Origin of the sequence: Propioniciclava sp. (genome assembly GCF_047602245.1) — a bacterium.
Taxonomy (GTDB): Bacteria; Actinomycetota; Actinomycetes; order Propionibacteriales; family Propionibacteriaceae; genus Propioniciclava.
Genome location: NZ_JASGHT010000001.1, coordinates 758,053 through 783,333, shown reverse-complemented (window position 1 = coordinate 783,333; position 25,281 = coordinate 758,053). Strand labels below are relative to the sequence as shown.

The 25,281-nt window shown below is 70.5% G+C and carries 25 protein-coding genes; 14 read left to right on the top strand and 11 right to left on the bottom strand.

Annotated features, from left to right (window positions below):
• The first annotated feature begins 4 nt into the window (after positions 1–4).
• The 3 genes from QM708_RS03825 to QM708_RS03815 all read left to right on the top strand — a co-directional run bounded on the left by QM708_RS03825 (position 5) and on the right by QM708_RS03815 (position 3,233).
• Positions 5–937 (top strand): DMT family transporter, encoded by a 933-nt coding sequence (locus QM708_RS03825; RefSeq protein WP_415104568.1) that lies wholly within the window; start codon positions 5–7, stop codon positions 935–937.
• 1 nt (position 938) lies between these two features.
• Complete coding sequence (locus tag QM708_RS03820; RefSeq protein WP_415104567.1) at positions 939–1,427, top strand: NUDIX hydrolase; 489 nt, start codon at positions 939–941, stop codon at positions 1,425–1,427.
• Positions 1,428–1,514: 87 nt separating this feature from the next.
• Positions 1,515–3,233 (top strand): NAD-dependent malic enzyme, encoded by a 1,719-nt coding sequence (locus tag QM708_RS03815; RefSeq protein ID WP_415104564.1) that lies wholly within the window; start codon positions 1,515–1,517, stop codon positions 3,231–3,233.
• Between the two features lie 62 nt (positions 3,234–3,295).
• Here QM708_RS03815 and QM708_RS03810 read toward each other — a convergent pair whose 3' ends face one another.
• The 3 genes from QM708_RS03810 to QM708_RS03800 form a co-directional block, all read right to left on the bottom strand.
• Entirely contained in the window at positions 3,296–5,071 is a 1,776-nt protein-coding gene (locus tag QM708_RS03810) for a DUF222 domain-containing protein (RefSeq protein ID WP_415104562.1), read from the bottom strand.
• A 184-nt stretch (positions 5,072–5,255) separates the two neighbouring features.
• Entirely contained in the window at positions 5,256–6,272 is a 1,017-nt protein-coding gene (gene galE, locus QM708_RS03805; RefSeq protein WP_415104560.1) for a UDP-glucose 4-epimerase GalE, read from the bottom strand.
• Between the two features lie 156 nt (positions 6,273–6,428).
• On the bottom strand, positions 6,429–7,205 hold the full coding sequence (locus QM708_RS03800; RefSeq protein ID WP_415104558.1) for an SDR family oxidoreductase: 777 nt from the start codon (positions 7,203–7,205) through the stop codon (positions 6,429–6,431).
• A 205-nt stretch (positions 7,206–7,410) separates the two neighbouring features.
• On the opposite strand from QM708_RS03800, the gene QM708_RS03795 reads away from it, so the two are divergent.
• From QM708_RS03795 to groL, 5 genes are all read left to right on the top strand, one after another.
• On the top strand, positions 7,411–7,608 hold the full coding sequence (locus QM708_RS03795) for a hypothetical protein (RefSeq protein WP_415104556.1): 198 nt from the start codon (positions 7,411–7,413) through the stop codon (positions 7,606–7,608).
• A 22-nt stretch (positions 7,609–7,630) separates the two neighbouring features.
• Entirely contained in the window at positions 7,631–7,954 is a 324-nt protein-coding gene (locus tag QM708_RS03790; protein WP_415104554.1) for a hypothetical protein, read from the top strand.
• A 4-nt stretch (positions 7,955–7,958) separates the two neighbouring features.
• Positions 7,959–9,287, top strand: a complete 1,329-nt coding sequence (locus tag QM708_RS03785) for a THUMP-like domain-containing protein (protein ID WP_415104552.1) — start codon at positions 7,959–7,961, stop codon at positions 9,285–9,287.
• Between the two features lie 187 nt (positions 9,288–9,474).
• The gene (groES, locus tag QM708_RS03780) at positions 9,475–9,771 is read left to right on the top strand and encodes a co-chaperone GroES (RefSeq protein WP_415104550.1); all 297 of its coding nucleotides are present in this window, start codon (positions 9,475–9,477) and stop codon (positions 9,769–9,771) included.
• Positions 9,772–9,798: 27 nt separating this feature from the next.
• Complete coding sequence (gene groL, locus QM708_RS03775; protein WP_415104548.1) at positions 9,799–11,400, top strand: chaperonin GroEL; 1,602 nt, start codon at positions 9,799–9,801, stop codon at positions 11,398–11,400.
• Positions 11,401–11,491: 91 nt separating this feature from the next.
• Here groL and QM708_RS03770 read toward each other — a convergent pair whose 3' ends face one another.
• Positions 11,492–12,802, bottom strand: a complete 1,311-nt coding sequence (locus QM708_RS03770; protein ID WP_415104546.1) for a DUF418 domain-containing protein — start codon at positions 12,800–12,802, stop codon at positions 11,492–11,494.
• A 45-nt stretch (positions 12,803–12,847) separates the two neighbouring features.
• On the opposite strand from QM708_RS03770, the gene mptB reads away from it, so the two are divergent.
• The 5 genes from mptB to QM708_RS03745 all read left to right on the top strand — a co-directional run bounded on the left by mptB (position 12,848) and on the right by QM708_RS03745 (position 19,319).
• On the top strand, positions 12,848–14,260 hold the full coding sequence (gene mptB, locus QM708_RS03765; RefSeq protein ID WP_415104544.1) for a polyprenol phosphomannose-dependent alpha 1,6 mannosyltransferase MptB: 1,413 nt from the start codon (positions 12,848–12,850) through the stop codon (positions 14,258–14,260).
• Positions 14,261–14,329: 69 nt separating this feature from the next.
• Positions 14,330–15,850: an IMP dehydrogenase gene (gene guaB / locus QM708_RS03760; RefSeq protein ID WP_415104542.1), complete on the top strand. Its 1,521-nt coding sequence runs from the start codon at positions 14,330–14,332 to the stop codon at positions 15,848–15,850.
• Positions 15,851–15,855: 5 nt separating this feature from the next.
• Entirely contained in the window at positions 15,856–16,962 is a 1,107-nt protein-coding gene (locus QM708_RS03755; protein ID WP_415104540.1) for a GuaB3 family IMP dehydrogenase-related protein, read from the top strand.
• 1 nt (position 16,963) lies between these two features.
• On the top strand, positions 16,964–18,841 hold the full coding sequence (locus QM708_RS03750; RefSeq protein ID WP_415104538.1) for a penicillin-binding transpeptidase domain-containing protein: 1,878 nt from the start codon (positions 16,964–16,966) through the stop codon (positions 18,839–18,841).
• A 22-nt stretch (positions 18,842–18,863) separates the two neighbouring features.
• Positions 18,864–19,319, top strand: a complete 456-nt coding sequence (locus QM708_RS03745) for an RDD family protein (protein WP_415104536.1) — start codon at positions 18,864–18,866, stop codon at positions 19,317–19,319.
• A gap of 1 nt (position 19,320) precedes the next feature.
• On the opposite strand, the gene QM708_RS03740 is transcribed toward QM708_RS03745, so the two are convergent.
• The gene (locus QM708_RS03740) at positions 19,321–20,289 is read right to left on the bottom strand and encodes a diacylglycerol/lipid kinase family protein (protein WP_415104534.1); all 969 of its coding nucleotides are present in this window, start codon (positions 20,287–20,289) and stop codon (positions 19,321–19,323) included.
• 47 nt (positions 20,290–20,336) lie between these two features.
• Between QM708_RS03740 and QM708_RS03735 the strand changes: the two genes are divergently transcribed.
• Positions 20,337–20,636, top strand: a complete 300-nt coding sequence (locus QM708_RS03735) for a chorismate mutase (RefSeq protein WP_415104532.1) — start codon at positions 20,337–20,339, stop codon at positions 20,634–20,636.
• A gap of 16 nt (positions 20,637–20,652) precedes the next feature.
• Here QM708_RS03735 and QM708_RS03730 read toward each other — a convergent pair whose 3' ends face one another.
• From QM708_RS03730 to QM708_RS03705, 6 genes are all read right to left on the bottom strand, one after another.
• Positions 20,653–21,381: a glutamine amidotransferase gene (locus QM708_RS03730; protein ID WP_415104530.1), complete on the bottom strand. Its 729-nt coding sequence runs from the start codon at positions 21,379–21,381 to the stop codon at positions 20,653–20,655.
• Between the two features lie 28 nt (positions 21,382–21,409).
• Complete coding sequence (gene cysE, locus QM708_RS03725) at positions 21,410–21,964, bottom strand: serine O-acetyltransferase (protein WP_415104528.1); 555 nt, start codon at positions 21,962–21,964, stop codon at positions 21,410–21,412.
• Positions 21,965–22,079: 115 nt separating this feature from the next.
• A complete protein-coding gene (locus QM708_RS03720; protein WP_415104526.1) occupies positions 22,080–23,108 on the bottom strand; it encodes an LLM class flavin-dependent oxidoreductase in 1,029 nt (342 codons plus the stop codon).
• A 189-nt stretch (positions 23,109–23,297) separates the two neighbouring features.
• Positions 23,298–24,113, bottom strand: coding sequence for a putative RNA methyltransferase (locus tag QM708_RS03715; protein ID WP_415104524.1), 816 nt, complete (start codon positions 24,111–24,113; stop codon positions 23,298–23,300).
• 13 nt (positions 24,114–24,126) lie between these two features.
• Positions 24,127–24,936: an SURF1 family protein gene (locus QM708_RS03710; RefSeq protein WP_415104522.1), complete on the bottom strand. Its 810-nt coding sequence runs from the start codon at positions 24,934–24,936 to the stop codon at positions 24,127–24,129.
• Positions 24,933–25,262 (bottom strand): DUF3099 domain-containing protein, encoded by a 330-nt coding sequence (locus tag QM708_RS03705; protein WP_415104520.1) that lies wholly within the window; start codon positions 25,260–25,262, stop codon positions 24,933–24,935. The genes QM708_RS03710 and QM708_RS03705 overlap by 4 nt, the downstream gene beginning before the upstream one ends.
• Positions 25,263–25,281 lie beyond the last annotated feature (19 nt).

The window sequence follows — 25,281 nt, the reverse complement described above, 5'->3', positions numbered from 1 at the left end:
GCCGGTGAGCAAGACCACGCGGTCGTACCTGCTGCTGGCGCTGTGCTCGGCGATCTGGGGCTTCGCCTTCGTGGCGCAGCGGATGGGCGCCGAACACCTGGGTGCCTGGTCGTTCAACGCGTCCCGCGGCCTGCTGGGCGCGCTCGCCTTGGTGCCGCTGGTCTGGTTCCTGGACGCCCGGACGGGACTCAGCGCCGAACAGCGGCGTCGGGAATGGAAGGCCGTCGCCGGGCCGGGGCTGTTCATCGGCGCCATGTTCTTCGGCGGGCAGAGCCTGCAACAGCTGGGCGTCGAGCAGACCACCGCCGGCAACGCGGCCTTCGTGACCGGCCTCTACATGGTGCTGGTGCCCATCGCCGGACGCCTGTTCGGCCAGCGCACGGGTGGCTTCACCTGGCTGGGGATCGCGCTGGCGGTGCCGGGACTGTTCCTGCTCACCTGGACCGGCACCGGGATTGGTGCCGGCGACCTGCTCTGCCTGATCGGCACCGGATTCTGGACCTTCCACATTCTCGGCATCGGCCGGTTCGCCCGGCACGTCGACCCGATCCGGCTGTCGGTGGCACAGTTCGTGGTGCTCGCCTCGGCCTCGGCGGCCGTCGCCGTCGTGGTGGAGCCGGCCCCGTTCGGCGGGCTGATGCCCGCCCTGGGCGCGGTGCTGTTCGCCGGGGTGATGTCGACCGGGGTCGGGTTCACGCTGCAGATCCTCGGCCAGCGGCACGCCCGGGCCTCGATCGCGGCGATGATCATGTCGCTGGAGGCGATGTGGGGTGCGGTCGGTGGTGCGCTGCTGCTCGGCGAGCGGCTCACCGTCCCCGGCCTGATCGGGGCCGGGCTGATGCTGGCCGGCATCCTGCTCGCGCAGGTGCCCACCCGCGCCGAGCGGGCGGCCGAACGCGAGGCGGAGGCGTCCGTACCTGCCCGGGAGGGGAGCTGAGATGCCGTACACGCCGATCCTGGGCACGCTCGCGTACGTGACGCGCGGCGAGGACGTCCTGATGGTGCACCGGACGTTCCGCGACGGCGATCAGCATCTGGGCAAGTACAACGGGCTCGGCGGCAAGCTCGAGCCCGGTGAGGATGTGGTGGCCGGGATCGTCCGCGAACTCCGCGAGGAGGCCGGGATCGAGGCCACCGACGTCCGGCTGCGCGGCACGCTGAGCTGGCCCGGGTTCGGCACCGGCGGCGAGGACTGGTTCGGGTTCATCTTCCGGGTGGACGCCTTCGGCGGCGAGCCGCCGGCGGCCAACGAGGAGGGAACCCTGCACTGGGTGCCGCGGGACCGGCTGCTCGACCTGCCGCTGTGGGAGGGCGACCGGCAGTGGCTGCACCTGGTCTTCGACGATGCGATCGCCCAGTTCCACGGCGTGATGCCGTACCTGGACGGGCGTCCGGCGAGCTGGTCGGTGACGATCGTCGAGCGCTGATTCCGGCCGGCGGACGCGGGGCCGGGGACGTTTCCGTGGGACCTTGGCATGAGGGATCGGGGCGGAGGTTGCCCTAGGCTGGAAGGCATGTCTGAAGCGCCCTACGTCGTCCTGCCCGGAAACCATGGCTCGCGCGTGCGCGTGAACGCGCGCGGCAGTTTCATCCTCCGCATTCCGCGTCTCAACCGCGGCACCGCGTTCACCCCGGAAGAGCGGGTGAAGCTGGGGCTGGAGGGGCAGCTGCCCGAGCGAGTCACTCCCTTGGAAGGCCAGCTGCACCGCGCCTACACGCGCTTCCTGCGCGCCGGGACGGCGCTGGACAAGTTCGCCTACCTGCAGGGGCTGCGCGACCGCAACACGGTGCTGTTCTACCGGCTGATGAGCGAGCACCTCGAAGAGATCATGCCGATCGTGTACACGCCGACCATCGGCGACGCGATCCAGGAATTCAGCCTGTGGTACCAGCAGATCAACGGGGTGTTCCTGTCGATCGATGCGCCCGACCGGATCGAGGCGTCCCTGCGGGCGAGCGGCAAGGGCCCCGATGATGTCGACCTGCTGATCATCACCGACTCCGAGGGCATCCTCGGCATCGGCGACCAGGGCGTGGGCGGCATCCAGATCTGCATCGGCAAGAAGTCGCTCTACACGGCGGCGGCGGGGGTGGATCCCGACCGGATGATCCCGATCGTGCTCGATGTGGGCACCGATAACCTCAAGCTGCTCAACGACGACCTGTACCTCGGCGTCCGGCGCGCCCGGGTGCGCGGCGAGCGCTACGACGAGTTCATCGAGCAGGTGGTGCGCGCGATCCAGAACGTGTACCCGGACGCGATGGTGCACTGGGAGGATTTCGGCGCCGACAACGCCCACCGCATCCTGCGCCGCTACCGCGACGAGATCTGCACCTTCAACGACGACGTGCAGGGCACCGCAGCCGTCGTGGGTGCCGCCATCCTGGCCGGCGTCCGGGCCAAGGGGGAACGGCTGCGCGACCAGAAGTTCGTCATCCACGGCGCCGGGACCGCGGGTGTGGGCGTGGCCGACCTGCTGGTCGACCTGATGGTGGCCGAGGGCCTCACCCGGGATCAGGCGCGGGCCCGGTTCTGGGCGGTGTCCAGCCGCGGGCTGGTCACCGATGATCCCGATGTGCCCTTCCGTGACTTCCAGCGCGCCTACGCGCGCCCGGCCAAGGAGACCGAATCCTGGTCGCACTCCCACCGCAAGCGGATCGGTCTGGCCGACATCGTCGCCAACGTGCGGCCGACGGTGCTGATCGGCACCTCCGGGCAGCCCGGTTCCTTCACCGAGAAGATCATCCGCGAGATGGCCTCGCACGTCGAACAGCCGCTGATCCTGCCGCTGTCGAACCCGACCAAGCTGGCCGAGGCGACGCCCGCGCACATTCTGGAATGGACTGAAGGACGGGCGTTGATCGCGACCGGTTCGCCGTTCCCGCCGGTCATGTACGACGACGTCACCTACACCATCGCGCAGGCCAATAACGCGTTCGTGTTCCCCGGACTGGGCCTCGGTGTCGCCGTGTGCCGTGCCTCCCGGGTCACCGACCGGATGATCGCGGCGGCCGCCGAAGCGGTGGCCTCGCTGGTGCGGCTCGGACGCCCCGGCAAATCGCTGCTGCCGCAGGTCAACGACCTGCGCCGGGTGTCGGCCACCGTCGCCATCGCGGTCGCGAAGGCCGCCGAGGCCGACGGCGTCGCCACGGTGCCGCTGACCGACCCCGTCCAGCAGGTGTTCGACACCATGTGGCAGCCGGTCTACCCCGAGCTGATCATTGAGGACTGACGCTCTTTCTCTTTTTTCCTTGGTGGCCCGGTGTGGTTCAGGAAGCCGATGGCCGGCGCGCTCTAAAAGGGAGGCGAAGGCTCTCGTGCGACCGAGGTGGGCTGTTCGGTTGCTGCCGGTGTTCGGTGACTCAACGCGGGCGGTGGGCGGTTCCCGGCTTGGCGGCCGTCGAGGTTCGGTGTCTTGCGATGGTCGGGGTCTCGCCCGAGAGGGACGGTGCCCGCCGGGGTGACGAGATAGCGGTAGCCGGCCGGGGAACGCCAGTGGAAAACGCCCGGGAGCGGCTGGTCCAGTCGCCAGTCGGCATGGGTTTTGGCGCGGTGGACCGGAATGCTGAGCGGACCGAGGTTCGCCGCGCGGGTCTGCGGCACGGCGTCCGTAGGCACGGCTCGGTAGGGGACCGTGTGGTCGAGTTGGCAGCCGCGTGAGGAGCGCGCCGACCAAGGGAACACCTCGACCATGTTGCGGGCGATGACATGCTCGCGGAGCCGGTCGGGGATCTCATAGGCGTCCGTGGCGGGCGGCTGGTTGAGGTCAACCACCGGCCGGACGACCACCTGGCAGCCGCGCAGCACCTGGTGGAGCGATCCGAGGTCGATCGGGTCGTGGCCTTCGACGCGGACGACCCGGGTGCCACGGCTGTTGCTGGGGTCGACGTCATCTGCGTGCAGGTGGAGGTTCAGGGTGACGCGCGGCCGGAGCTTGTCCGGATCGATCCGTCGCACCCGCTTGAAAGCATCCAGTCCGGCCGACGGGGCTCCTTGCTCTGGTTGTGTTGATTCCTGCGTGTGCGGTGATGGCGCCTGCACGTCGGACGGACGTTCCGGCGTGGTCAGTGACAATTCCGGCACGTACTGCGGCGGCTCATATCTGGCGGGTGCGTGCTCCTGTGTGGGGAGCGCATGGTCCTCCAAGAAGGCGGCGGCGAGATGCGGATGGGCGAGCATCGCGAGCGCAGTGGCGCGGCGTTGCTGCCGGTCGCGGGTATCGCCTTCGGTGGTCAGGAGTTCGGCGATCCGGTCGATCTGGGCGTCCAGGGTGACCCCGTCGCCGCCGTCGAGACACGCGTGCACGCGGGAGACGCCGTCCATGATCGGATCCACCCACACGCCGCGCCGGGTGCGGGCTTCGGCCGCCTTGTGGGCCGCAAGTTCGGGATCGGCCCGGAGGATGAGGCCTTTGAGGAGCCGGCGGGCGCGTGGCCAGCCGAGCATGCCGACCGCCGCGGCGAGGTCGGCGTCCACCCGCAGGCAGGCGTCCAGGCTCAGCCCCGCCGAAGTGGTGTCGCGGACCACGTTGATCGCCTGCCAGGCTTCGATCCGCTGATCGAGGACGACGGCGTCCCACAAGCGGGGATGCCGGTGGCGCAGGTTGAGTGCGTCGGCGATCTTGAGCTTGGCCGTGGTGACCGTGCAACGCAGGATGCCGGCGAGTTCGAGGGCCAGGAACTCGCCCACGTGCGGGGTGCCTTCGGCTCCACCGGGGATCCACCGTTCGCCGGCGAGCACGCGCCCCGACAGCGGAGCGGAGCGGTCGTCCGCAGGGGTGCCGTGGACGAGCGCGGCATCCAGGGGCAACTCGTCGTGCAGGTCATGTTCGGTGACCTCGTACTCGTCACATGCCCGGGCGACCAGGACGAGCTCACGAGCATTCAGCACCGAGCGGAGCTGGACGGTCTCGCTGAGTTCATCGAACACGTCCCCAGCACGATCTCCGAGCCGAAGCCCGGACGCCACACCGGTCGGCAGCACCGCGGTCGGGACGCGCATGGACGGCAGCGGCACCTCGTCGGCGCCGTGGATGGGGGACGCCCACCCTGCCGTCTGCGGATCGTTCATGAAACCAGTCTGTCTCCCGGCTCTGACATTTTCTGAGCCAGGAACCCCACCAAGAGGTCTCGAAGATCACGACCAGATGACAATGATCAACCCATGGCGCGGCCAGGGTGAGGAAACGGGCTTGGCGACCCACCCGATGTTTCTCAGATCATGCTCGACGCGGTGTTCCGCGCGACATCACCGCTCAGGCGTCCGCGAAACCGTTCGGGTTGGACGACTGCCAACGGTAGGCGTCTGCGCAGGCGTCGTCGATGGTCAACCGGGCCGACCAGCCCAACTCGGCGTTCGCCTTGGTGGGGTCGGCATACGAGGACGCCACATCACCAGGACGGCGGGCGACGATCTGGTAGGGGATCGTGATCCCGGACGCCTTCTCGAACGCCTTCACGATGTCGAGCACGGACGTCGGGTTGCCGGTGCCCAGGTTCCACACGTGGTAACCGGACGCTTCCGCCAGCTTGCCGAGCGCGGCGAGGTGGCCGGCGGCCAGATCGACGACATGGATGTAGTCGCGGGTGCCGGTGCCGTCCGGGGTGGGGTAGTCGTCGCCGAAGATCATCAGTTTCTCGCGGCGTCCGGCGGCCACCTGAGCGACGAACGGCAGCAGATTGTTCGGGATGCCCTTCGGGTCCTCGCCGATTCGCCCGGATTCGTGCGCGCCGATCGGGTTGAAATAGCGCAGGACGCCCACGGTGAGGCTCGGATCGGCCGCCGCCACGTCCTGGAGGATCTGCTCGATCATGTGCTTGGTGCGCCCATACGGGTTGGTGGCACCAGTAGGGGCGTCTTCGGTGAACGGCGGCTCGCTCATGTCGCCGTACACGGTCGCCGAACTGGAGAACACGATCCGGTGGCAGCCGTGCTTGGCCATCGCCTCCAGCAGGGTGAACGTGGAGCCCAGATTTTCCCGGTAGTAGGTGAGCGGGATCTGCGTCGACTCACCCACCGCCTTCCAGCCCGCGAAATGAATGACGGCGTCCGGGGTGAAACCGGCGAACGCGGCGTCCAGGGCGGCTTCGTCGCGCACATTGGCCTTCACGAACCCCGGCGTGCGCCCGGTGAGCTCGGTGACGCGGCGCAGCGACTCCTCGCTGGAATTCGACAGATCGTCGACGACCAGCACGTCGTGGCCGGCCTCCAGCAGGGCGAGGGTGGTGTGCGAGCCGATGTAGCCGGCGCCACCGGTGACGAGAACGCGCATGGGTGGGGGTGTCCTTTCGTGGGCGGTTCGCCACCCACTCTAGTGCGGCATTCGGCGGCGGACGCGGAGGGTCGCGGTTGTCTTGGGTGCTGAACCGAGACCGGACGGACGCGCCCGCACGGAGGCCTTGCTCCTTGACGGTCTTTGCCGACGCCATCAATGAGCGGTGCGGAAACCTCCGTTGCTGTAGAGCACCTGACCGGTGATCCAACTGCCGGCGTCCGACATTAGGAAACGGACCAGATCGGCGGTGTCCTGCGGCGTGCCGAGGCGTCCGGCGGGCGTCCGTTCCAGACCCGACTGCCTGATCTCGGGTGTCATCCAGCCGGTGTCGATCGGCCCCGGGTTGATCACATTCGCCCGAAGGCCGCGCGCGCCCAGTTCGACCGCGGCCGCGACGACGATCCGGTCGAGTGCGCCCTTGCTGGCACCGTAGGGAAGATTGTGGACGGTGTGATCGCTGGTCAACGCCACGATGCGCCCGGTCGGCTCGGTGGTTGGCGCCTCCGGCAGCTGCTCGGCGAACGCCTTGATCAGCAGCCAGATGGCTCGTGCGTTGACGGCGAAATGACGATCCCAGCTCTCGATCGTCGTGTCGAGGACCGAAGAGTTCACCGACTCGCAATGCGACAGCACCAACCCGCACAGGTCGCCGTGCGCTGCCCCCGCCTCGATCAAGGTGGCGGGCGCGTGGGCGGTGGCAAGGTCGGCCTCGACCAGATCGACCCGGACGCCGAGGGCGCGGCACTCCTCGGCGATCTCGTCAGGGTCGGACGCGCCGCGCTCCAGCCCGATCCTGTCGTCGTAGGGACGCCAATAGCCAAGCACCAGGTCCCACCCGTCGGCGGCGAGCCCGCGCGCGATACCGGCGCCGATCGACCGCTGCCGCCCGACCCCGGTGATCACGATCGTTCCGCGTTGCTGCTTGCTCATCGAACTCCTTCGTCGGCTGGTGTCGGTTCGATCAGGACTGTATTAGGTGCGCGGCCCTGACAACGACGAGCGCGTTCGGCAGTAAAGGAGAAGGATCGGGTTGGAGTACCGGCCCGAACCTTCTCACAAGGCGCCGTGCCACGTGGCGGCGTCGGCTAGGGTCATGATTCATCGTATGGATCCTCGAAATAGAGGAGGCGGGATCGTGGAAACACCGAACACGTCGAGAACGCTCGTCAAGGCGGCCCTGATCGCGCTCGCCTTCGGAATCGCGGGGGTGGTGGGCTGGGGCGCTTTGCGCGGCTTCGATCCCGGCTACTGGGCCTTGATCCCGGCACCGTTCGTGGCAGCCGCCGTCTTCGCGATCGTCGCGTCGCGTCGCGCCAGGCGCATGGGGGCCTAGCGGTCGTGAGTACGCTGCTGCCATGAAGATCCTCAAGATTGCGTTGGCGGCCCTCGGCGTCGTCGCGCTGATCGTGGCCGGCTATCTGCTCGCCAAGTTCGCGCTGGACGCACGCGAACTGATCGGCGCCGCGCAGCGCTACGACTCCGCCAAGGCGATCGAGAGCCCGTTCACCACGACGGCGATGCTGACCGGCATCGGCGTGCTGGCCGGATTCCTGCTCGGGCTGGCCGCTGGACTTCCCGTGCTGACGCGTGGCCAGGTGCGCAAGCAGCTGGTCGCCGAGTCCGCGCCGGTGGTCCCGGGCCCGGGAACCGTCCCGCCGCCGGCCTCGCCCACCGTCTGACCGCGTGGACGTCGCCACCGCGCGCTGGCTGACCTCGGACGCCGCCCGCCCGGCCCTCCAAGCGGCCACCGCGGAGCCCGATCCGGCCAGCCTGGCCGCAGCGACGCGATTGCGCGCGCTCGTCACGCCCGAGCAGGCCGCCGCGGTGCTCACCCAGGCGGTGCTTCGCCGCAAGGCGGTCGCCAAATTCGGACGCCGCGCCGAACGCCTCTTCTTCACCCCCGACGGGCTCGAACAGGCCACCCGTGCCGGTGTCGCCGCTCGCCGGGCCTCCCGGTTCGCCCACCTGCTCGCCGCCGCCAACCACCGCGCGCTGACCGCGCCCGGGCCCATCGCCGATCTCGGCTGCGGCCTCGGCGCGGACGCCCTCGCCTTCGCCGACGCCGGACTCGACGTGATCGCCGTCGAGCGGGATGAGGTCACCGCGATCCTCGCCGAGGCGAACCTCGCGAGCGCGTGGGAACCCAGCGATGACGAGCAGCCCGGCGCCACCGTGGGATCGGCCGCGTCGCCCAGGGGCCAGGCCAACGAGTTGCTGGCGGCCCACGGTTTCGAACCCTGTCCGCGTGTGGAGGTTGGTGCCGCCGAGGAACGGTGGCCCGCGCTGGCCCAAGCCTGGGGCGATCAGCCGCTCGTGGCTCCCAGTGGGATCGCGGTGTTCTGCGATCCGGCGCGACGGACGGCGTCCGGGCGCACCTGGCGTGTCGAGGACCTCACCCCGCCCTGGTCGTTCGTCGAAAGCCTGCTCGATGGCTCACGGGTCGCCTGCGTGAAACTCGGCCCCGGGATTCCGCACCGGCTGATTCCCGACCAGGTATGGGCGGAATGGACCTCCGAAGGTGGCACCGTCGTCGAGTGCGCCTTGTGGGCGGGGCCCGGCGTCATGCCCGGCGTCCGTGCCGCGGTGGTGGACGGCGCCGAACTCGTCGCTGGGCGGGCGACCGACGGCGCTCCGGTGGGCCCTATCGAGGAGTACTTCTACGAACCTGACGGGGCGGTCGTCCGTGCCGGCCTGGTCGATGAACTCGCCCGGATGATCCGCGCTCATCGGGTCGCCGACCAGATCGCCTACCTCAGTGCGCCGTGGCATATGCCGACCCCGTTCGCCACCGCCTTCCGGGTTCGCGAGGTGCTGGCGTATGACGAGAAGGTGCTGCGCGGCTGGGTGCGCGAGCACGGTGTCGGCACCCTGGAGATCAAGAAGCGGGGCATCGACGTCGACCCCGCCCAACTGCGCAAACGGCTCAAGCCGAAGGGACGCGCACAGGCGACGCTGATCCTGACGCCCACGGCGTCCGGGGCCGTCGCGGTCGTGTGTGAGCGGTTGCGCTGACGACACACCCGTCCACGGTTAGCACTCAGGTTGAACGAGTGCCAACGCGGGGCTAGAGTCGGTTCTGGCACTCGACCACCGAGTCTGCTAGCCCCGGCGGCACCGCGACGACGCCAGGGCGGCACCGAAGGAAGACACCAATCCGGGCCCGCGCAAACGAGGGCCCATACAAAGAAAGGGCACCATCGTGGCCGTCACGATCAAGCCGCTCGAGGATCGCATCCTCATCAAGCCCCTCGAGGCAGAGACCACCACCGCCTCGGGTCTGGTCATCCCCGACACCGCCAAGGAGAAGCCCCAGGAGGGCAAGGTCGTCGCCACCGGCCCCGGCCGCATCGACGACAAGGGCAACCGCGTCCCGCTGGACGTCGCCGAGGGTGACGTCGTCATCTTCAGCAAGTACGGCGGCACCGAGGTCAAGTACGACGGTCAGGAGTACCTGCTCCTGAACGCGCGCGACATCCTCGCCGTCGTCTCCAAGTGACGCTGAACCAGACAAAGGAAGTAACTCATGCCCAAGATCCTTCAGTTTGACGAGGAGGCACGCCGCTCCCTGGAGCGTGGCGTCGACGCCCTCGCGAACACCGTGAAGGTGACGCTCGGCCCCAAGGGCCGTTACGTGGTGCTCGACAAGAAGTGGGGCGCCCCGACCATCACCAACGACGGCGTGACCGTCGCCAAGGAGGTCGAGCTCACCGATCCGTACGAGAACCTCGGTGCGCAGCTCACCAAGGAGGTCGCCACCAAGACCAACGACGTGGCCGGCGACGGCACCACGACGGCGACGGTCCTGGCCCAGGCGCTCGTGCACGAGGGCCTGCGCGCGGTCGCGGCCGGGGCCAACCCGGTCGGCCTCAAGCGTGGCATCGAGCTGGCCGTGGACGCCGTGGCCGGCGAGCTGGCCCGGGTCGCCAAGCAGGTCGAGACCACCGCCGACATGGCGTCGGTCGCCACGATCAGCTCGCGCGACGCCGAGATCGGCGCCCTGATCGCCGAGGCCTTCGACAAGGTCGGCAAGGACGGCGTCATCACCGTCGACGAGTCGAACACGTTCGGCATCGAGCTCGAGTTCACCGAGGGCATGCAGTTCGACAAGGGCTACCTGTCGCCGTACATGGTGACCGACCCCGACCGTATGGAGGCCGTGCTCGAGAACCCGTACATCCTGATTCACTCCGGCAAGATCAGCGCGATGAACGATCTGCTGCCGCTGCTGGAGAAGGTCATCGGGGCGTCCGGCACGCTGTTCATCGTGGCCGAGGACGTCGACGGCGAGGCGCTGTCGACCCTGGTGGTCAACAAGATCCGTGGCACGTTCACCTCGGTGGCCGTCAAGGCTCCCGCGTTCGGCGACCGCCGCAAGGCCATGCTGGAGGACATCGCCACCCTGACCGGCGGCCAGGTCGTCGCCCCCGAGGTGGGCCTCAAGCTCGACCAGGTCGGCCTCGAGGTGCTGGGCCGCGCCCGCCGCGTCGTCGTCACCAAGGACAACACCACCATCGTCGATGGCGCGGGTGAGGCGTCCGAGGTGGCCGGCCGCGTCGAGCAGCTGCGCGCCGAGATCGCCCGCACCGACTCCGAATGGGATCGCGAGAAGCTCCAGGAGCGCGTCGCGAAGCTCGCCGGCGGTGTCTGCGTGATCAAGGTCGGTGCTGCCACCGAGGTCGAGATGAAGGAGAAGAAGCACCGCATCGAGGACGCCGTGAGCGCCACGCGTGCGGCCATCGAGGAGGGCATCGTCGCCGGTGGCGGCTCGGCTCTCGTCCATGCGGCTTCGGTCCTCGCCGATGGTCTGGGCCAGGTCGGCGACGAGCGCGCCGGCGTCCGGATCGTCGAGAAGGCGGTCGTCGAGCCGCTGCGCTGGATCGCGGAGAATGGCGGAGAGCCGGGCTACGTGATCGTCGCCAAGGTCAAGGAACTGGCTCCGGGCAACGGCTACAACGCGGCCACCGACGAGTACGTCGACCTGATCGCGGCCGGCGTCATCGACCCGGTCAAGGTGACCCGTTCGGCGCTGGCGAACGCGGCGTCCATCGCGGCGCTGCTGCTCACCACCGAGACCCTCGTGGTCGACAAGCCCGAAGAGGACGAAGCGCCCGGCCACCAGCACTGAGCATCACCGCTGGTCCGGCGCACTCGCCAGGCACACGAACGGGGCCCTCGCACACGCGGGGGCCCCGTTCGCTGCGTCCGGGGGCGTCCGGTCAGCCGCGTGCGTGCCCAGGCCGGGAGACCAGGCGGCGCAGCAGCGCGTCGAACGGTCCCGGTCGGCCGCGAGCCTCCAGCCGGGCCGCGATCACCACGCTCGCCAGCCAGACGCCGGCCGCGATGGCCAGCATGCCGGCCGTGCCGAGGCGTCCGCCGATGCCCAGACCCCAGGCCGCCAGCAGCGGGGCCATCACGATCGACTGCCACAGATAGCCCGACAGCGAGCGCCGGCCGAGCGCGGCGATCGCTCCGCTGACCGGCCCGGGCCGACGCAACCGGCTCGCGATCAGGGCGAACAGGGCCGCGTACCCGGCCCCCGCGAACACGCCGGTCGCCGTCGACAGCGGCATCGGCGCCCACGAGAGGCTTGCCGGAAGGCCGAGGACGCCGAGGTGCTGGAGCGCGGTGGGCAGGCCTCCCAGCCAGCCGACGGTGATGCCGGTGACCGCCACCCCGATCAGCAGCCGGCGGTGCCGGTCAGGATGCTCCAGGACTCCGCGCCGGGCGGCCAGCCAGCCCAGAACCACCATGAACGGCACGATCAGCGTCAGCACGCTGCTGGGGGTGCCACCCAGCCACAGCAGCACTCGCCACAGCAGGGCGGTCAGATAGTGGGCGTGGCCGGACGCCATATCGGCCAGGCCACCGAAGGACGTCATGCTCGCGTCGATCTCGGTGGCCAGAGCCGGATCCTGGTCCAGCGCCCACATCAGCAATGCCGCCATCGCGCTGGTCAGCGCCGCCCAGGCGGCGATCAGGATCGCGAAGACGATCAGCCATCTGCGCAGCACGCGATCGCTGCGGTCGAACAGCAGCCCGGCGAGTACCAGGCCGGCGAGCCCGTAGGAGCCCAGGATGTCGCCGCCGAACAGCAGCAGGGCATGCACGAAGCCGAAGCCGATCAGCAGCCAGTGCCGGCGGAACAGCTGATGCTTGATCGCGGCCGGCGGCAGGCCGCGGCCGGCGCGGGAACGCGCGAACTGCACCATGCCGTAGCCGAACAGCAGCGCGAACATCGGGTAGATCCGGCCGTCCACCGCGACCGCCATCACCGCCTGCAGTGCCTTGTCGAGCGCCGAGCCGTCGGTGGGGTGGGCCGAACCGAGCCCGCTGGGGCGGCCCCACAAGTACCAGGTCGAGTTCGCGCACGCGATCAGCAGCAGCATCAGGCCGCGCGCCAGGTCGGGGGCCAGGCTGCGTCCGGACGCCGCGGGCGGCAGATACCACGGCGGTGGAGGCGGTGGAGCCCAGGCCGGGGGAGCCTGCGAGGAGGGGTACGGAACAGCTGGCCTCGGGGTGTTGGTCATGACTTCACGCTAACGGCCAGGACGCCGATGGGTAGGCTTTGCGCCATGTTCAACCCACCTCCCCGGCATGCCGGCCTGCCCTGGGGAGTGGCGGCGGCCACCGGCGCCGCCGCGAGCGCGCTGATCGCCTGGGGGTCGGCGCACGCCGAGTTCGCCTACCATCCGTCCGGCTGGCTGGAGCCCACCGTCACCGCGATCGGTACCGTGTTGGTGCTTCCGCTTGATCGGGTCGCCATCGTCGCGGGCACGGTGATGTTGTCGGTGCTGTGGTGGCTGTTGCGGGTCCGGCCCGGCGTCGCGCCCATTGCCTGGCCCGGGTGGCTGCTGGTGATCTGGGCGCTGCCGCTGCTGTGGGCGCCGCCGGTGCTGTCGGGGGATGCCATCCTGTACGCCGATTCCGGCTGGATCGAGAACCAGGGAGCCTCGGTGTACGCGGCCGGCCTGGGTGCTGCGGGCGGGCCGTTCGCGGCGTCCGTCGACCCGCTGTGGCAGGGATCAGGCGTTGCCTATCCGGCGCTCAGCCTGGTGGTGAACCAACTCGTGGTCGCCCTCACCGGCGCTCATCCGTACTGGTCGGTGGTGGCGATGCGGCTGCCCGCCGCCCTCGGCGTCGGGCTGATCGGGCTCACCCTCGCGCGGATCGCCCGGCACCTCAACCCCGGTGACCCGGACGCCGCCGGCCGCGCGCACTGGTGGGGGCTGCTCAATCCGCTGCTGCTGATCCACTTCCTCGGCGGCGCGCACAACGACGCGCTGATGGCCGGCGTCTCGCTGCTGGCGATCTGGGTCACCGTGGTCGCCGTCGAACGCGGCCGCGCCCACGGGGCCGAGCTCGGGACGCGGCTGGCGTTGTGGCTGGTCGCGCCCGCACTGGTCGGGGTCGCCATGGCGCTCAAACAGCAAGCCGGGCTCACCGTGCTCGCGGTCGCGGGCATCCCGATCCTCACCGGACTCGCCCGCACACCGCTGCCGGCTCGCTTGTGGCGCCTCGGCGTCCGGACCGCGGCCGTGACGGCCATCGCGGTGGCGAGCTTCGTCGCGATCAGCCTGGGCACCGGCAAGGGATTCGGCTGGATCGACTGGCTCACCCTGATGGGTGCGGCCGGGACCCCCGCACCGTTCGCGCTGCTCGGCCAGCACGGCGGCGACCTGATCGCCTATCTGGGCGCCGACCCGGCCGGTTTCCGGACGGTGGTCGGGCTGGTCTCCAACGCGGTGCTGCTCGGCGTGCTGGCCTGGGTGGTGATCCGGTTCAGTGACCGGCCGGTCGCCGCGGTCGGCTGGGGATCGCTCGCGGTGGCGATCCTGGGCCAGTCGCTGCACCCCTGGTACGTCCCGTGGAGCCTGGCGCTGCTCGGCCTCACCCCGCTGGTGCCTCGTCAGCACCGCTGGCTCGCGGGGTTCACGATCGCCTTCGTCTGCTGGAACGCGTTCCAGACCGTCATGTGGCACGGATGATCCGGCGGCGAGGGTAGGATCGGGCAGGTCCGGCGAGGCGAGAAGCAGACACGACGAGGGGAGTGGCGCATGGCAGACGAGCACCTGACGGCGATGGGGGTGCCGGAGCCGTTCGCGCTGCTGGGCCTCACCTTCGACGACGTGCTGCTGCAGCCCAACGAGTCCGATGTGATCCCGGCCGAGGTGGACACCTCCACCCAGGTCAGCAAGCGGATCACCCTGCACGTGCCGCTGCTGAGTTCGGCGATGGACACCGTCACCGAGTCGCGGATGGCGATCGCGATGGCGCGCCAGGGCGGCCTCGGCATCCTGCACCGCAATATGAGCATCGACGAGCAGGCCAGCCAGGTCGACCGGGTCAAGCGCTCCGAGGCCGGCATGATCGACCAGCCGATCACCACCAGCGTGGACGCCACCATCGGCGAGGTCGACGACATGTGCGCCCGCTACCGCATCTCCGGCGTCCCGGTCGTGGACGCCTCCGGCCGCCTGGTCGGCATCATCACCAACCGCGACATGCGCTTCGAGGACGATCCGAACCGGCCCGTCGGCGAGGTGATGACCCGGATGCCGCTGGTCACCGGCTACCCCGGCATCTCGTCCGACGATGCGCTGGCCCTGCTGGCCCGGCACAAGATCGAGAAGCTGCCGCTGGTCGACGGCGACGGCCTGCTGCGCGGCCTGATCACGCTGAAGGACTTCGTGAAGTCCGGCAAGTACCCCTTCGCCACCAAGGACGACCACGGACGCCTGCGCGTCGGTGCCGCCATCGGCACCTTCGGTGACGCCTGGGAGCGGGCGATGTCGCTGGTCGAGGCCGGGGTGGACGCCCTGGTCACTGACACCGCGCACGGCCACTCCCGCTCCGAGATGGACCTGATCCGCCGGCTCAAGGCCGAACCGCGCGCCGCGCACGTCGACGTGATCGGCGGCAACGTGGCCACCTATTCCGGGGCGAAGGCGATCGTCGAGGCCGGCGGGGACGCCGTCAAGGTCGGCGTCGGGCCCGGTTCGATCTGCACCACCCGTGTGGTCGCAGGCGTCGGCGTCCCGCAGGTGACCGCCATCTACGAGGCGGCGCGTGCGGCGCGCCCGGCCGGGGTGCCGGTGATCGGCGACGGTGGCCTGCAGTATTCCGGCGACATCGCCAAGGCCCTGGTGGCCGGCGCCAACGCCGTCATGCTCGGCTCGCTGCTGGCCGGCTGCGACGAGAGCCCCGGCGAGCTGGTGTTCATCAACGGCAAGCAGTTCAAGAGCTACCGCGGCATGGGGTCGCTGGGCGCGATGAAGGCCCGCGGCACGCAAGGCTCGTTCGCCTCCGACCGCTACTTCCAGGCGTCCACCACCACCGACGACAAGCTGATCCCCGAAGGCATCGAGGGCCAGGTCGCCTACCGTGGCCCGCTCGCCGCCGTCGCCTACCAGCTGACCGGCGGCCTGCGGCAGTCCATGTTCTATTCGGGGGCCCGCACCGTCCCCGAACTTCAGCAGCGAGGCCGGTTCGTCCGGATCACCTCCGCCGGCCTGCGCGAGTCGCATCCGCACGACATCCAGATGACCGTCGAAGCCCCCAACTACTCCCAGAATTGAGCAACATGATCGAGATCGGCCGCGCGAAGCGCGCCTCCCAGGTGTACGGATTCGACGACATCGCCATCGTGCCCACCCGGCGCACCCGTACGCCCGAAGACGTCAAGCTGTCGTGGAGCATCGACGCCCTCACCTTCGACTTCCCGATCGTGGCGGCCCCGATGGACTCGGTGATGTCGCCGGCGACCGCGATCGCGGTCGGCAAGCTCGGCGGCCTGGGCGTGCTCAACCTCGAAGGCCTGTGGACCCGTTATGAGGACCCCGAGCCGATCCTGGCCGAACTCGCCGAGATCAGCGACGCGGTGGCCGCCACCCGCCGGCTGCAGCAGGTGTACGCCGAGCCGGTCAAGGCCGAACTGATCACCGAACGCATGCGGCAGATCCGGGACGCCGACGTGCCGGTCGCCGGCGCGCTCAGCCCGCAGCTCGCCCGCGAGTTCGCCGGCGTCGTCGAGAAGGCCGGCGTCGACTTCTTCGTGATCCGCGGCACCACCGTCTCGGCCGAGCACGTCTCGACCGCTGAGGAGCCGCTGAACCTCAAGGAGTTCATCCGCAAGCTGGACGTGCCCGTCATCGTCGGCGGCTGCGCCACCTACCAGGCCGGCCTGCACCTGATGCGGACCGGCGCGGCCGGCGTCCTGGTCGGCTTCGGCGGCGCCGCCACCGGCCGCACCCGCAACGTGCTCGGTGTGGAGGTGCCGATGGCGTCCGCGATCGCCGACGTCGCCGCCGCCCGCCGTGACTACATGGACGAGTCCGAGGGCCGCTACGTGCACGTGATCGCCGACGGCGCGCTCGGCCGCTCCGGCGACATCGCCAAGGCGATCGCCTGCGGCGCGGATGCCTGCATGGTCTCCACGCCGCTCGCCCGCGCCGAGGAGGCGCCCGGCCACGGCTGGCACTGGGGCCCGGAGGCCTGGCACGCCACCCTGCCGCGCGGCGAGCGGGTCAAGATGGGCCGCGTCGGCACCCTCGAAGAGGTGCTGGTCGGCCCCTCGCACACCCCCGACGGCACGATGAACCTGGTCGGCGCGCTGCGCAAGGCAATGGCGACCACGGGCTATACCGACGTCAAGGGCTTCCAGCGCGTCGAGATCGTCGTCCACTCCTGAGATGCGCCGCCCGGTCCTGGCCGGCCTGATCGTCGCCGTCGTCGCCGGGCTGATTGGCGGCGGCGCCTGGTGGTTCGTGCTGCGCCCCGCGCAGCTGCTGAACGCGATGGTCGACCGGGTGGTGGCCGGGCTCGGTACCGGTGAGCTTCCGGACGCCGACCTGACCGTACCGGCCGCCGAGGATCTGCGCCGGATCTATGCGGGGATGGGCGAACTGCGCCCGGCCGTGACGCGTGTCGGCGAGTTGACGCCCCAGCAGGACGGTTCGATGGCCACCGAGCTGGCCTGGGCCTGGGTGATCCATCAGGGCAAGCCGGCGTGGGAATACACCACCACGCTCACGGTGGTGCGCGACGGCGGTGCGTGGCGGGCCCAGGTCGATCCGGCGGTGGTTGCGCCCGGCCTGGCCGCCGGCGAGTCGCTGCGTGCCACCCGGCTCACCCCGGTGCGCGGATCGATCCGCGGCCACGACGGAGCCGCGCTGGCCACCAACACCCCCGCCTGGCGGCTCGGCATCGACAAGACGCTCACCGACGCCGCCACCGCGGCCGATTCGGCGGCCAAGCTGGCCGAACTGTGCGGGATCGATGTGGAGCGCTTCGTCGCCCGCGTCGCCGGGGCCGGGCCGCGGGCGTTCGTCGAGGCGCGCATCCTGCGCCAGCACGAGGCCGCCGACGCGGACCTGGTGGACCAGGCGCAACATTGGATCGGCGTCCGGGCTGTGCCGACCACCTTCCCGCTCGGGCGCACTTCGTCGTTTGCCCGCCCCCTGCTCGGGGTGGTCGGGGAGGCGACCGCCGAACAGGTTGAGAAGTCGGGCGGCACGATCCGGGCCGGCGATTTGGCCGGGCGCGGCGGGTTGCAAGAGGCCCGCAATCACGTGCTCGCCGGCACCACCGGCTTCGTGATCGCGATCGTGGACGCCGAGGGCAAGAATCCGCGCGAGGTGTTCCGGGTCGAGAAGCTCGACGGCTCCGACGTGGTCACCACCCTCGACGTGGACGTGCAGATCGAGGCCGAGCGACTGCTGGCCGGTGTCGTCCCGGCGAGCGCGCTGGTGGCGCTGCGGCCCTCCGACGGTGCGATCCTCGCGGCGGCGTCCGGGCCTGGATCGCAGGGGCATTCGACGGCGACGCTGGGCCGGTTCGCGCCCGGATCGACCTTCAAGGCGGTCACCTCGCTGGCCCTGCTGCGCAGTGGCCTGACCGCAGACTCGCCGGTGAACTGCACCGACGGCGTCACCGTGGACGGCTACCGGTTCGACAACTGGCAGGGCTACCCGGCCTCCGCGCTCGGGTCGGTGCCGCTGCACACGGCGCTGGCCCACTCGTGCAATAGCGCGTTCATCAACGCCCGCGACGCGGTCAGCCAGCCCGCACTCGCGGACGCCGCCGGCTCGCTCGGGCTGACCGCGACGCCGAACCTCGTGGTGGGCGGCTTCCTCGGCGAGGTGCCCGCGACGGCCGGCGGCGCCACCGAGCACGCGGCGTCCCTGATCGGGCAAGGCAAGGTGGTCGCCTCCCCGCTCGGCATGGCCACCGTGATGGCCAGCATCGTCGCCGGGCACCCGGTCACCCCGGTGCTCGTGGACGAAGGCCGGGCCACCCCCGCGCCGGTGCAGGAACTGAGCGGTGCGCAGGCGTCCGCGCTGCGCGATCTGCTCGCGAACGTGCCCGTCGAGGGCGGCTATGCGGCGTTCCGCGGCGAGGGTGGCGTGCTGGCCAAGACGGGCACCGCCACCTACGCCGACGGCCGCTACCACGGCTGGCTGATCGCGGCCCGCGGCGATCTCGCGGTGGCCGCCTTCGTCGAGGACGCCTCCAGCGGAGCCACCGACGCCGCCCCGCTTGCTGCCGCCCTGCTCGATTTCGCCTCCTGAACGCTTCCGAGGAAAGGACGCCATGACACACTCCCCAGCGCAGCGCACGCCCGCATGGGTGGCCCGGATCCTGTCGACGCCCAAACACTGGTGGCGGCGCGCGGGCGGCTACTTCCTGGGCGTCCTCGTCCCCTGGGCCATCCTCGCCCAGCTGTACGGCCTGGCCACCGCGGGCCGGACCTCACCCGGAGGCCTCGCCGGATACCTGGTCGGCTTCGCGGCGTTCAGCACGGTCGTCCTCGTCTCGGCGGTGTTCACCCGCAACGGCCAGCCGCCCATCTACCGGTTCACCCGGCTGCGCCTGGTCGACCGCAACGGCGAACCCGCGATGATGGTGCGGGTCGCCCTGCGCGGGTTCGCGCATCTGCTGGATGCCCTGCCGTTCGGCCTGGGTTTCCTGTGGCCGATCTGGGACCGGCGCGGCCAAACCTTCGCCGACAAGCTCTGCGGCACCGTGGTGCGCCGCATCGACGAGTGAATCAGCCGCTGGCGCCCTGAGGCGTCCGCACCCGTAGCGCGGCATGCTGCACGCGGACCCGGAAGTCGGCCACCACGCCCACCACATCGCCGTCGAGGTGCAGCGGTGCGGGGGACTCGGGAACGGCCCACAGCGTCCGCAGCCGCGAATAGCGCAGCGCCGAGGCCTGCCAACGGTGCCGGGTCAGGCCGGCCCAGGCGACGGACGCCCACTGCGCCGGCGTCCGGAGCGGAACCTCCAAGCAGTCGAGGTAACCGTCGTCGGGGCGCGAGTCGGGGAACACCTCGATGCCGCCCGGGATGATGCCACAGTTCGCCACCAGGATCGTCCAGGTGCGCAGCGCCCGCGCCGGGGCGTTGTCGATGGACACCCGCATCGACAACGGGGCCTGGCGCAGGTGCCGGACGCCGGCGGCCAGGTAGGACGCCCAGCCCAGGCGCGCCTTGGCGTGCTGGTCGGTGGCGAGCACGGTCGCGGCGTCGTGGCCCAGCCCCGCCATCACCAGGAACGGCTGCTCGGGCGTGGGCGGGCCGGTGCGATCACCCTCGACGGTCCGCCAACTCGCCCAGCCCACGTCGTGCGCGACCGGCGTGCCAAAGAGGGCCCGGTCGACCATGAGCCGGGGATCGCGGGTGCGCAGGCCCAGATTGAACGCGAACAGGTTCGCGGTGCCCAGGGGCAGGATGGCCAGTTCGACGCCCGTACCCGCGACCGCGCGGGTCACCGCGCGCACCGTCCCGTCGCCGCCGCCCACGACGATCGTGCGGGCGCCCTGGGCGAGTGCCTGCCGGGCCTCGGCGTAGCCGCCCTGCTCGGGGGTGGTGGTCAGCACCCGCGGAGGCGGCAGTCCGGCGTCGGCGCAGGCGCGCTCGAGCGAATGCCGGGCGACGGCGTAGCGTTTGGCGACCGGGTTGAGGACGGCCCACACCCCTGCACCGAGGTCGCGGGGTGGATCGGCGTCGTCGCTCACCCTGCCATTGTCCTCGCAGGAGCCTGCTCGTCGGTAGGGTGTCATTCGTGAGCGAGATCCCCACCGAACTGGTTGCGATGCGTCACAGCATCGACAACCTCGACCAAGCCTTGATCTGCCTGCTGGCCGAGCGGTTCAAGATCACCCAGAATGTCGGCGTGCTCAAGGCCGAACGCGGGCTGAATGCCGCCGATCCTGAGCGCGAACGCGCCCAGATCGACCGGCTGCGGCGGCTGGCCGACGAGACGGGGCTCGACCCGGAGTTCGCGGAGAAGTTCCTCACCTTCATCGTCACCGAGGTGGTCCGGCACCACGAGCGGATCGTGCGCGACCTCGACGAGACCTGAGCGCCGCCGCCGGTAATCAGCGCGCGAAGCGCTCCACGAAGTTGCGCAGGATGATTCCCGGCGTGCCATCGACGCCCGCGCCGCGTGCGACCTCGACGAGTTCGTCGAACTCGTCGGCGGGAAAATAGCCCGAATGCCGGTAGACCTCCATGCGATGGATGAGCCCGTCGAGATCCAGTTCGGGGTGGAACTGGGTCGCGTAGACGTGCTCGTTCACCCGGAAGGCCTGCACCGGGCACGCGGTGCCTGAGGCCAGCTGTACGGCGCCGTCCGGCATCTGGGTGCAGGCCTCCTTGTGGCCGACGAAGGCCATGAACGTCGACGGGACGCCGTCGAACACCGGATCGTTCTTGCCGTCCGGGGTGAGGGTGATCTCGACCGCCGACGTGGTCTCGCTGTAGGTGCCATCCACGACACCGCCCAGATGCCGGGTGACCAGCCCGACCCCGTAGCACAGCCCGATCAGCGGTAGCCCTTCGGCGAGCGCGAGGTCGAGGATGCGGCCCAGGTCGTCCTCGACGCGGAGCTGTTCGGCGGTCTTCACCTCGTCGGAGGCGTTGAACTGCCCGCCGCCGATGATGATCCCGGAATAGTCGTCCGGGTTCAGCGGCGGCAGCGGCGCCTGTTCGGCGCGCAGATGGACGAGCTGGCCCTCACGCAGGCGGCCGAAACGCTGAATAGCGTCGAACTCGCCCGTGACGGCCTCGTCATGGTGGCGGATCGACAGGTGGAGGAAGGGCTTCACGATGACTGCTCCGTGCTCGAAGATCCGGTCAGGCGACCGGGTCGGTCTGGGTGTCGGCGACGATGCCGGTGACCACGGCGTCCGCCGGCACATCGTGGACGACCAGAGCGTTGGCGCCGATCTGGGCCCGGTCGCCGATCGTGATCGGGCCGATGACCTTGGCGCCGGCGCCGAGCAGGACGCCGTTGCCGATCGTCGGATGCCGCTTGAACCGGCCCCGGCTGCGCCCGCCCAGGGTGACCTGGTGGTACATCAGCACATCGTCGCCGATCACCGCGGTCTCGCCGATGACGGTGCCCATGCCGTGGTCGATGAAGAACCGGCGCCCGATCACCGCGCCCGGATGAATCTCGACGCCCGTCCACTGCCGCGCGAACGCGGAGATGGCGCGCGCAACCGGGCGCAACCCGGGGGAGCGCCGCCACAGCTGGTGCGCGACCCGGTGCGCCCACAAGGCGTGCACGCCCGGGTACATCAGGGCGACCTCGACGCGGCTCACCGCCGCCGGATCCTCCTGCATGGCGGTGTCGAGATCCTCGCGCATGCGCTCTGTCACAGCCTTCGCCCGCTCGAGAAAACTCATGCCCGGCAACCTACCCGTGCCCTGCCGGAACTCGCTTCACATCTCACCAGGTGCGAGGTGGAACCGTTGGCCGAGCGGCAGTGGCCCCGGCGGCGTGTGGCCGTGACGGACGCCGTCAGCGCGGCCAGGCGTCCGCGATGGCCTCGAAGCTGGCGATCCTGGCGGAACGATCCAGGCCCGGGGTGACGATCACCACCTCATCGGCACCGCTGGCGTCCTGCAGTGCGCGCAGCCGGGCGACCACCTGATCCGCGGGACCGATCGCCATCCGCTCTGGATCGCGCGGGCCGTGCGTGAACGCGGGGGAGGCCGCGAAGGTGTCCACCTCCTCGGGGCGAATCGGGGTCCGGACGCCGCGGCGCAGGTTCGCCATGGTGAGCGCCCAGCCGGCCTCGAAGCGGGTCACCTCGGCCTCGTCGTCGCTGGCGAAGGCGAGCACCGAGATCGCCGACCACGGCCGCTGCTCGACGCCGGGCTGGAACCGTGCGCGGTAGTCACGCAGCACATCGACGGCGATCTCGGGACTCATGTGGTGCGCGAACACCGCGCGCATGCCGTTCACCGCCGCGAACTGCGGGCCGTAATGGCTGGAGCCGAGCAGGAAGAGTTCGGGACGCTCCTCGACCACCGGGGCGGCGATCAGGCGGGTGTAGGGGTGCCCCTCGGGAAAGCCGTCGCCCAGGAAGGCCAGCAACTCGCCGACCTGGTTGGGGAAGTCCGCGGCCGCGTCCGCGTTCGTGCCGCGACGCAGCACATGCGCGGTGAGCGGATCGGTGCCCGGAGCGCGTCCCAGCCCGAGATCGACGCGGCCGGGAGCGATCGCCAACAGCGTCCGGAACGTCTCCGCGACCTTGAACGCGGTGTGGTTGGGCAGCATCATGCCCGCCGCGCCGACCCTGATCCGCCCGGTCAGCGTCAGGATGTGCGCGATCAGGATCTCTGGCGCACTGCACGCCAGCGACGACATGTTGTGATGCTCCGACACCCAGTAGCGCCGGTAGTTCGCTGCCTCCACGGCGCGGGCGACCTCGACCGCCCCCGCGATGGACTCGGTCGGCGTCTCGCCGTACTCGATCCCAACGAAGTCAAGGACGCCGAGCGGCAAAGTCTGGTCAGGCGGAGTCTGATGGTGGGGAGCGGTCACGCCTCCTCAACCACGACGGAGTGCGGGAGATTCCTTCGGCGTCCTGAGGGGCACTCATGGTCTGGGTGCACGTCCGCTACCCCGCCTGGCTGGGGCCGGATGCCGGAAACGTCACACAAAACGGCATGGCGAGGGCGCTGTTCGGGGATCTGCGTGACGTTTCCGGCGTTCCGCGTCGGCCGAGGGACGTCAGAACATCTGAGCTTGCGCGGGTCGGAAGACCCAGACGCTGACCGAGATCTCGGTGGTCAGTGGTTCCACCTCGGTGGGGACACCGTGGAAGGCGTTGGGGCCCATCGCGATCAAGTCGGCCACCAGCGCGGCGTCGGCGTCCACTACTGAACGGACGCGGTGGCGCGCCACCGGCTGGAAGTGGCCCGACGCCGACCGGAGCAGGCGATCGTCCTTGTCGGGGTCGATGCCGAGCAGGCCGTGGCGCTCGCGCACCGAGGCGAGATGGTCCGGCTCCGGGGTGACCACGACCAGCAGACCGCTGGGGGTGAGCGCACGGGCGAACGCGGCCATGTTGCGGGGCGCGAACACGCAGGTGACCAGGTCGAACCGGCCGGGACGCACCGGCAGGGTGCCCCAGGCGTCCGCCACCACCGAGGCCGCCCGCGGGTGGGCACGGGCCGCACGCCGGGCGGCGGCCGTCGAGATGTCGAGGGTGACGCCGCGCGCGCCGGGCAGGGTGTCGAGCAGGCGGGCCAGGTGATGTCCGGTGCCACCGCCGACGTCGAGGATGGTGCGGGCACGATCGGTCCGGCGGGCGAGGGCGGCGTCCACGGCGTGGAAGGCCCCCGAGGTGAGCACGCGGGCGCGCGCCTCCACCATCGATGCGGTATCGGCGTGCTCGGGCTGCGGTCCGCCGAGCAGATTGAGATAGCCCTGACGGGCGACATCGAAGCGATGACCGTCGCGGCAGGACGCCGGACGGTCCGCCACGTTCAGTGCGCCCGCGCACACCGGGCATGCGAGCAGCCCTTGCGCGGCGTCCAGACTCACCAGGCGCCCCGGCTCAGTCGGCGTCCGTGCCGGACGTCCCGGGAGCACCGGAAGCTGCCGACGACCCCGCGTCCGCGGCACGCGCGGCGGCTTTGGCGGCCGCCTTCTTGCGGTCGCGGAGGTCGTTGCGGATCAGGATGAACAGGCCGGCGCCGGCGATCAGCGCGAAGGTGAACCACTGGAACGCGTAGCTCAGGTGCGGGCCCTCGGTCGGGGGCGGGGGCGTGATCGGGGTGAGTCCTTCGGTTTGCGGCGGGGTCACCGAGATCAGGTTGAGGTAGCCGTCGACGACGTCGCGGCCGAGCCAGGCGCCGATCGCGCGCGAATCGATCAGCCGGATCATCTGCTGCTGCGGGGTGATCGCATTGGCGTTGCCCTGCTCGTTGCGGCGTACATAGCCGATCACGGTCACCTCACCGGCGGGCGGCTCCGGATAGACCGACGGATAGTCCTGCGAGGCGGGGCGTTCGATGAAGCCGCGGCTGACGATCACCGTCTTGCCCGAGCCGGTGACCAGCGGGGTGAGTAGCTCCCATCCGGTGGCCTCGCCGAAACTGCGGTGCCGGGCCTGCAACTGGCGGTCGGCCAGGAAGGTGCCGCGCACCTCGACCCGCTGCCACTGATCGGCGTCGGCGATCGGGCCGGTGAAGACCTCGTCGAAGGGGCGCACCGGCGCGTTCTCGTGGACGGCCGCGATCTCGTTGCGGTCGCGGCGCTGGTCGAGCCGGTCGAGTTGCCAGCGGCCCAGGCTCACGAAGGTGCCGCCCAGCACGACGACGAACACCACCAGCAGGCCCCAGCGCAACAACAGCTTCTTGTTCACTCGTTCCCCTCGTCCTCGACCTCGCCCTGCACGATCTCCCCGGCCGTGATCGCCAGCCGGGGCTCCTCGTCCTCGGCCGGCACCACCGCGGCGGGCCGGTTGTCGCGCGCGTTCGCGAGCAGCACCGCGATCCCGGGCAGCAGCGCCGCCATCAGGAACAGAACGATGTTCCACGGCAGCGGGCTCGCGATGCCCGCCAGGAAGCAGATGACCCGGACCGCCATCGTCACCAGGTAGCGGCGGATGCGTTGCTCCGACGACAGGCTGGTGCCCACCCGTGCGCTGGTGATCAGCGCCGGACGATCGGTCGTGGCGCGTCCTGCCATACCCGCCAGCCTATCCCCG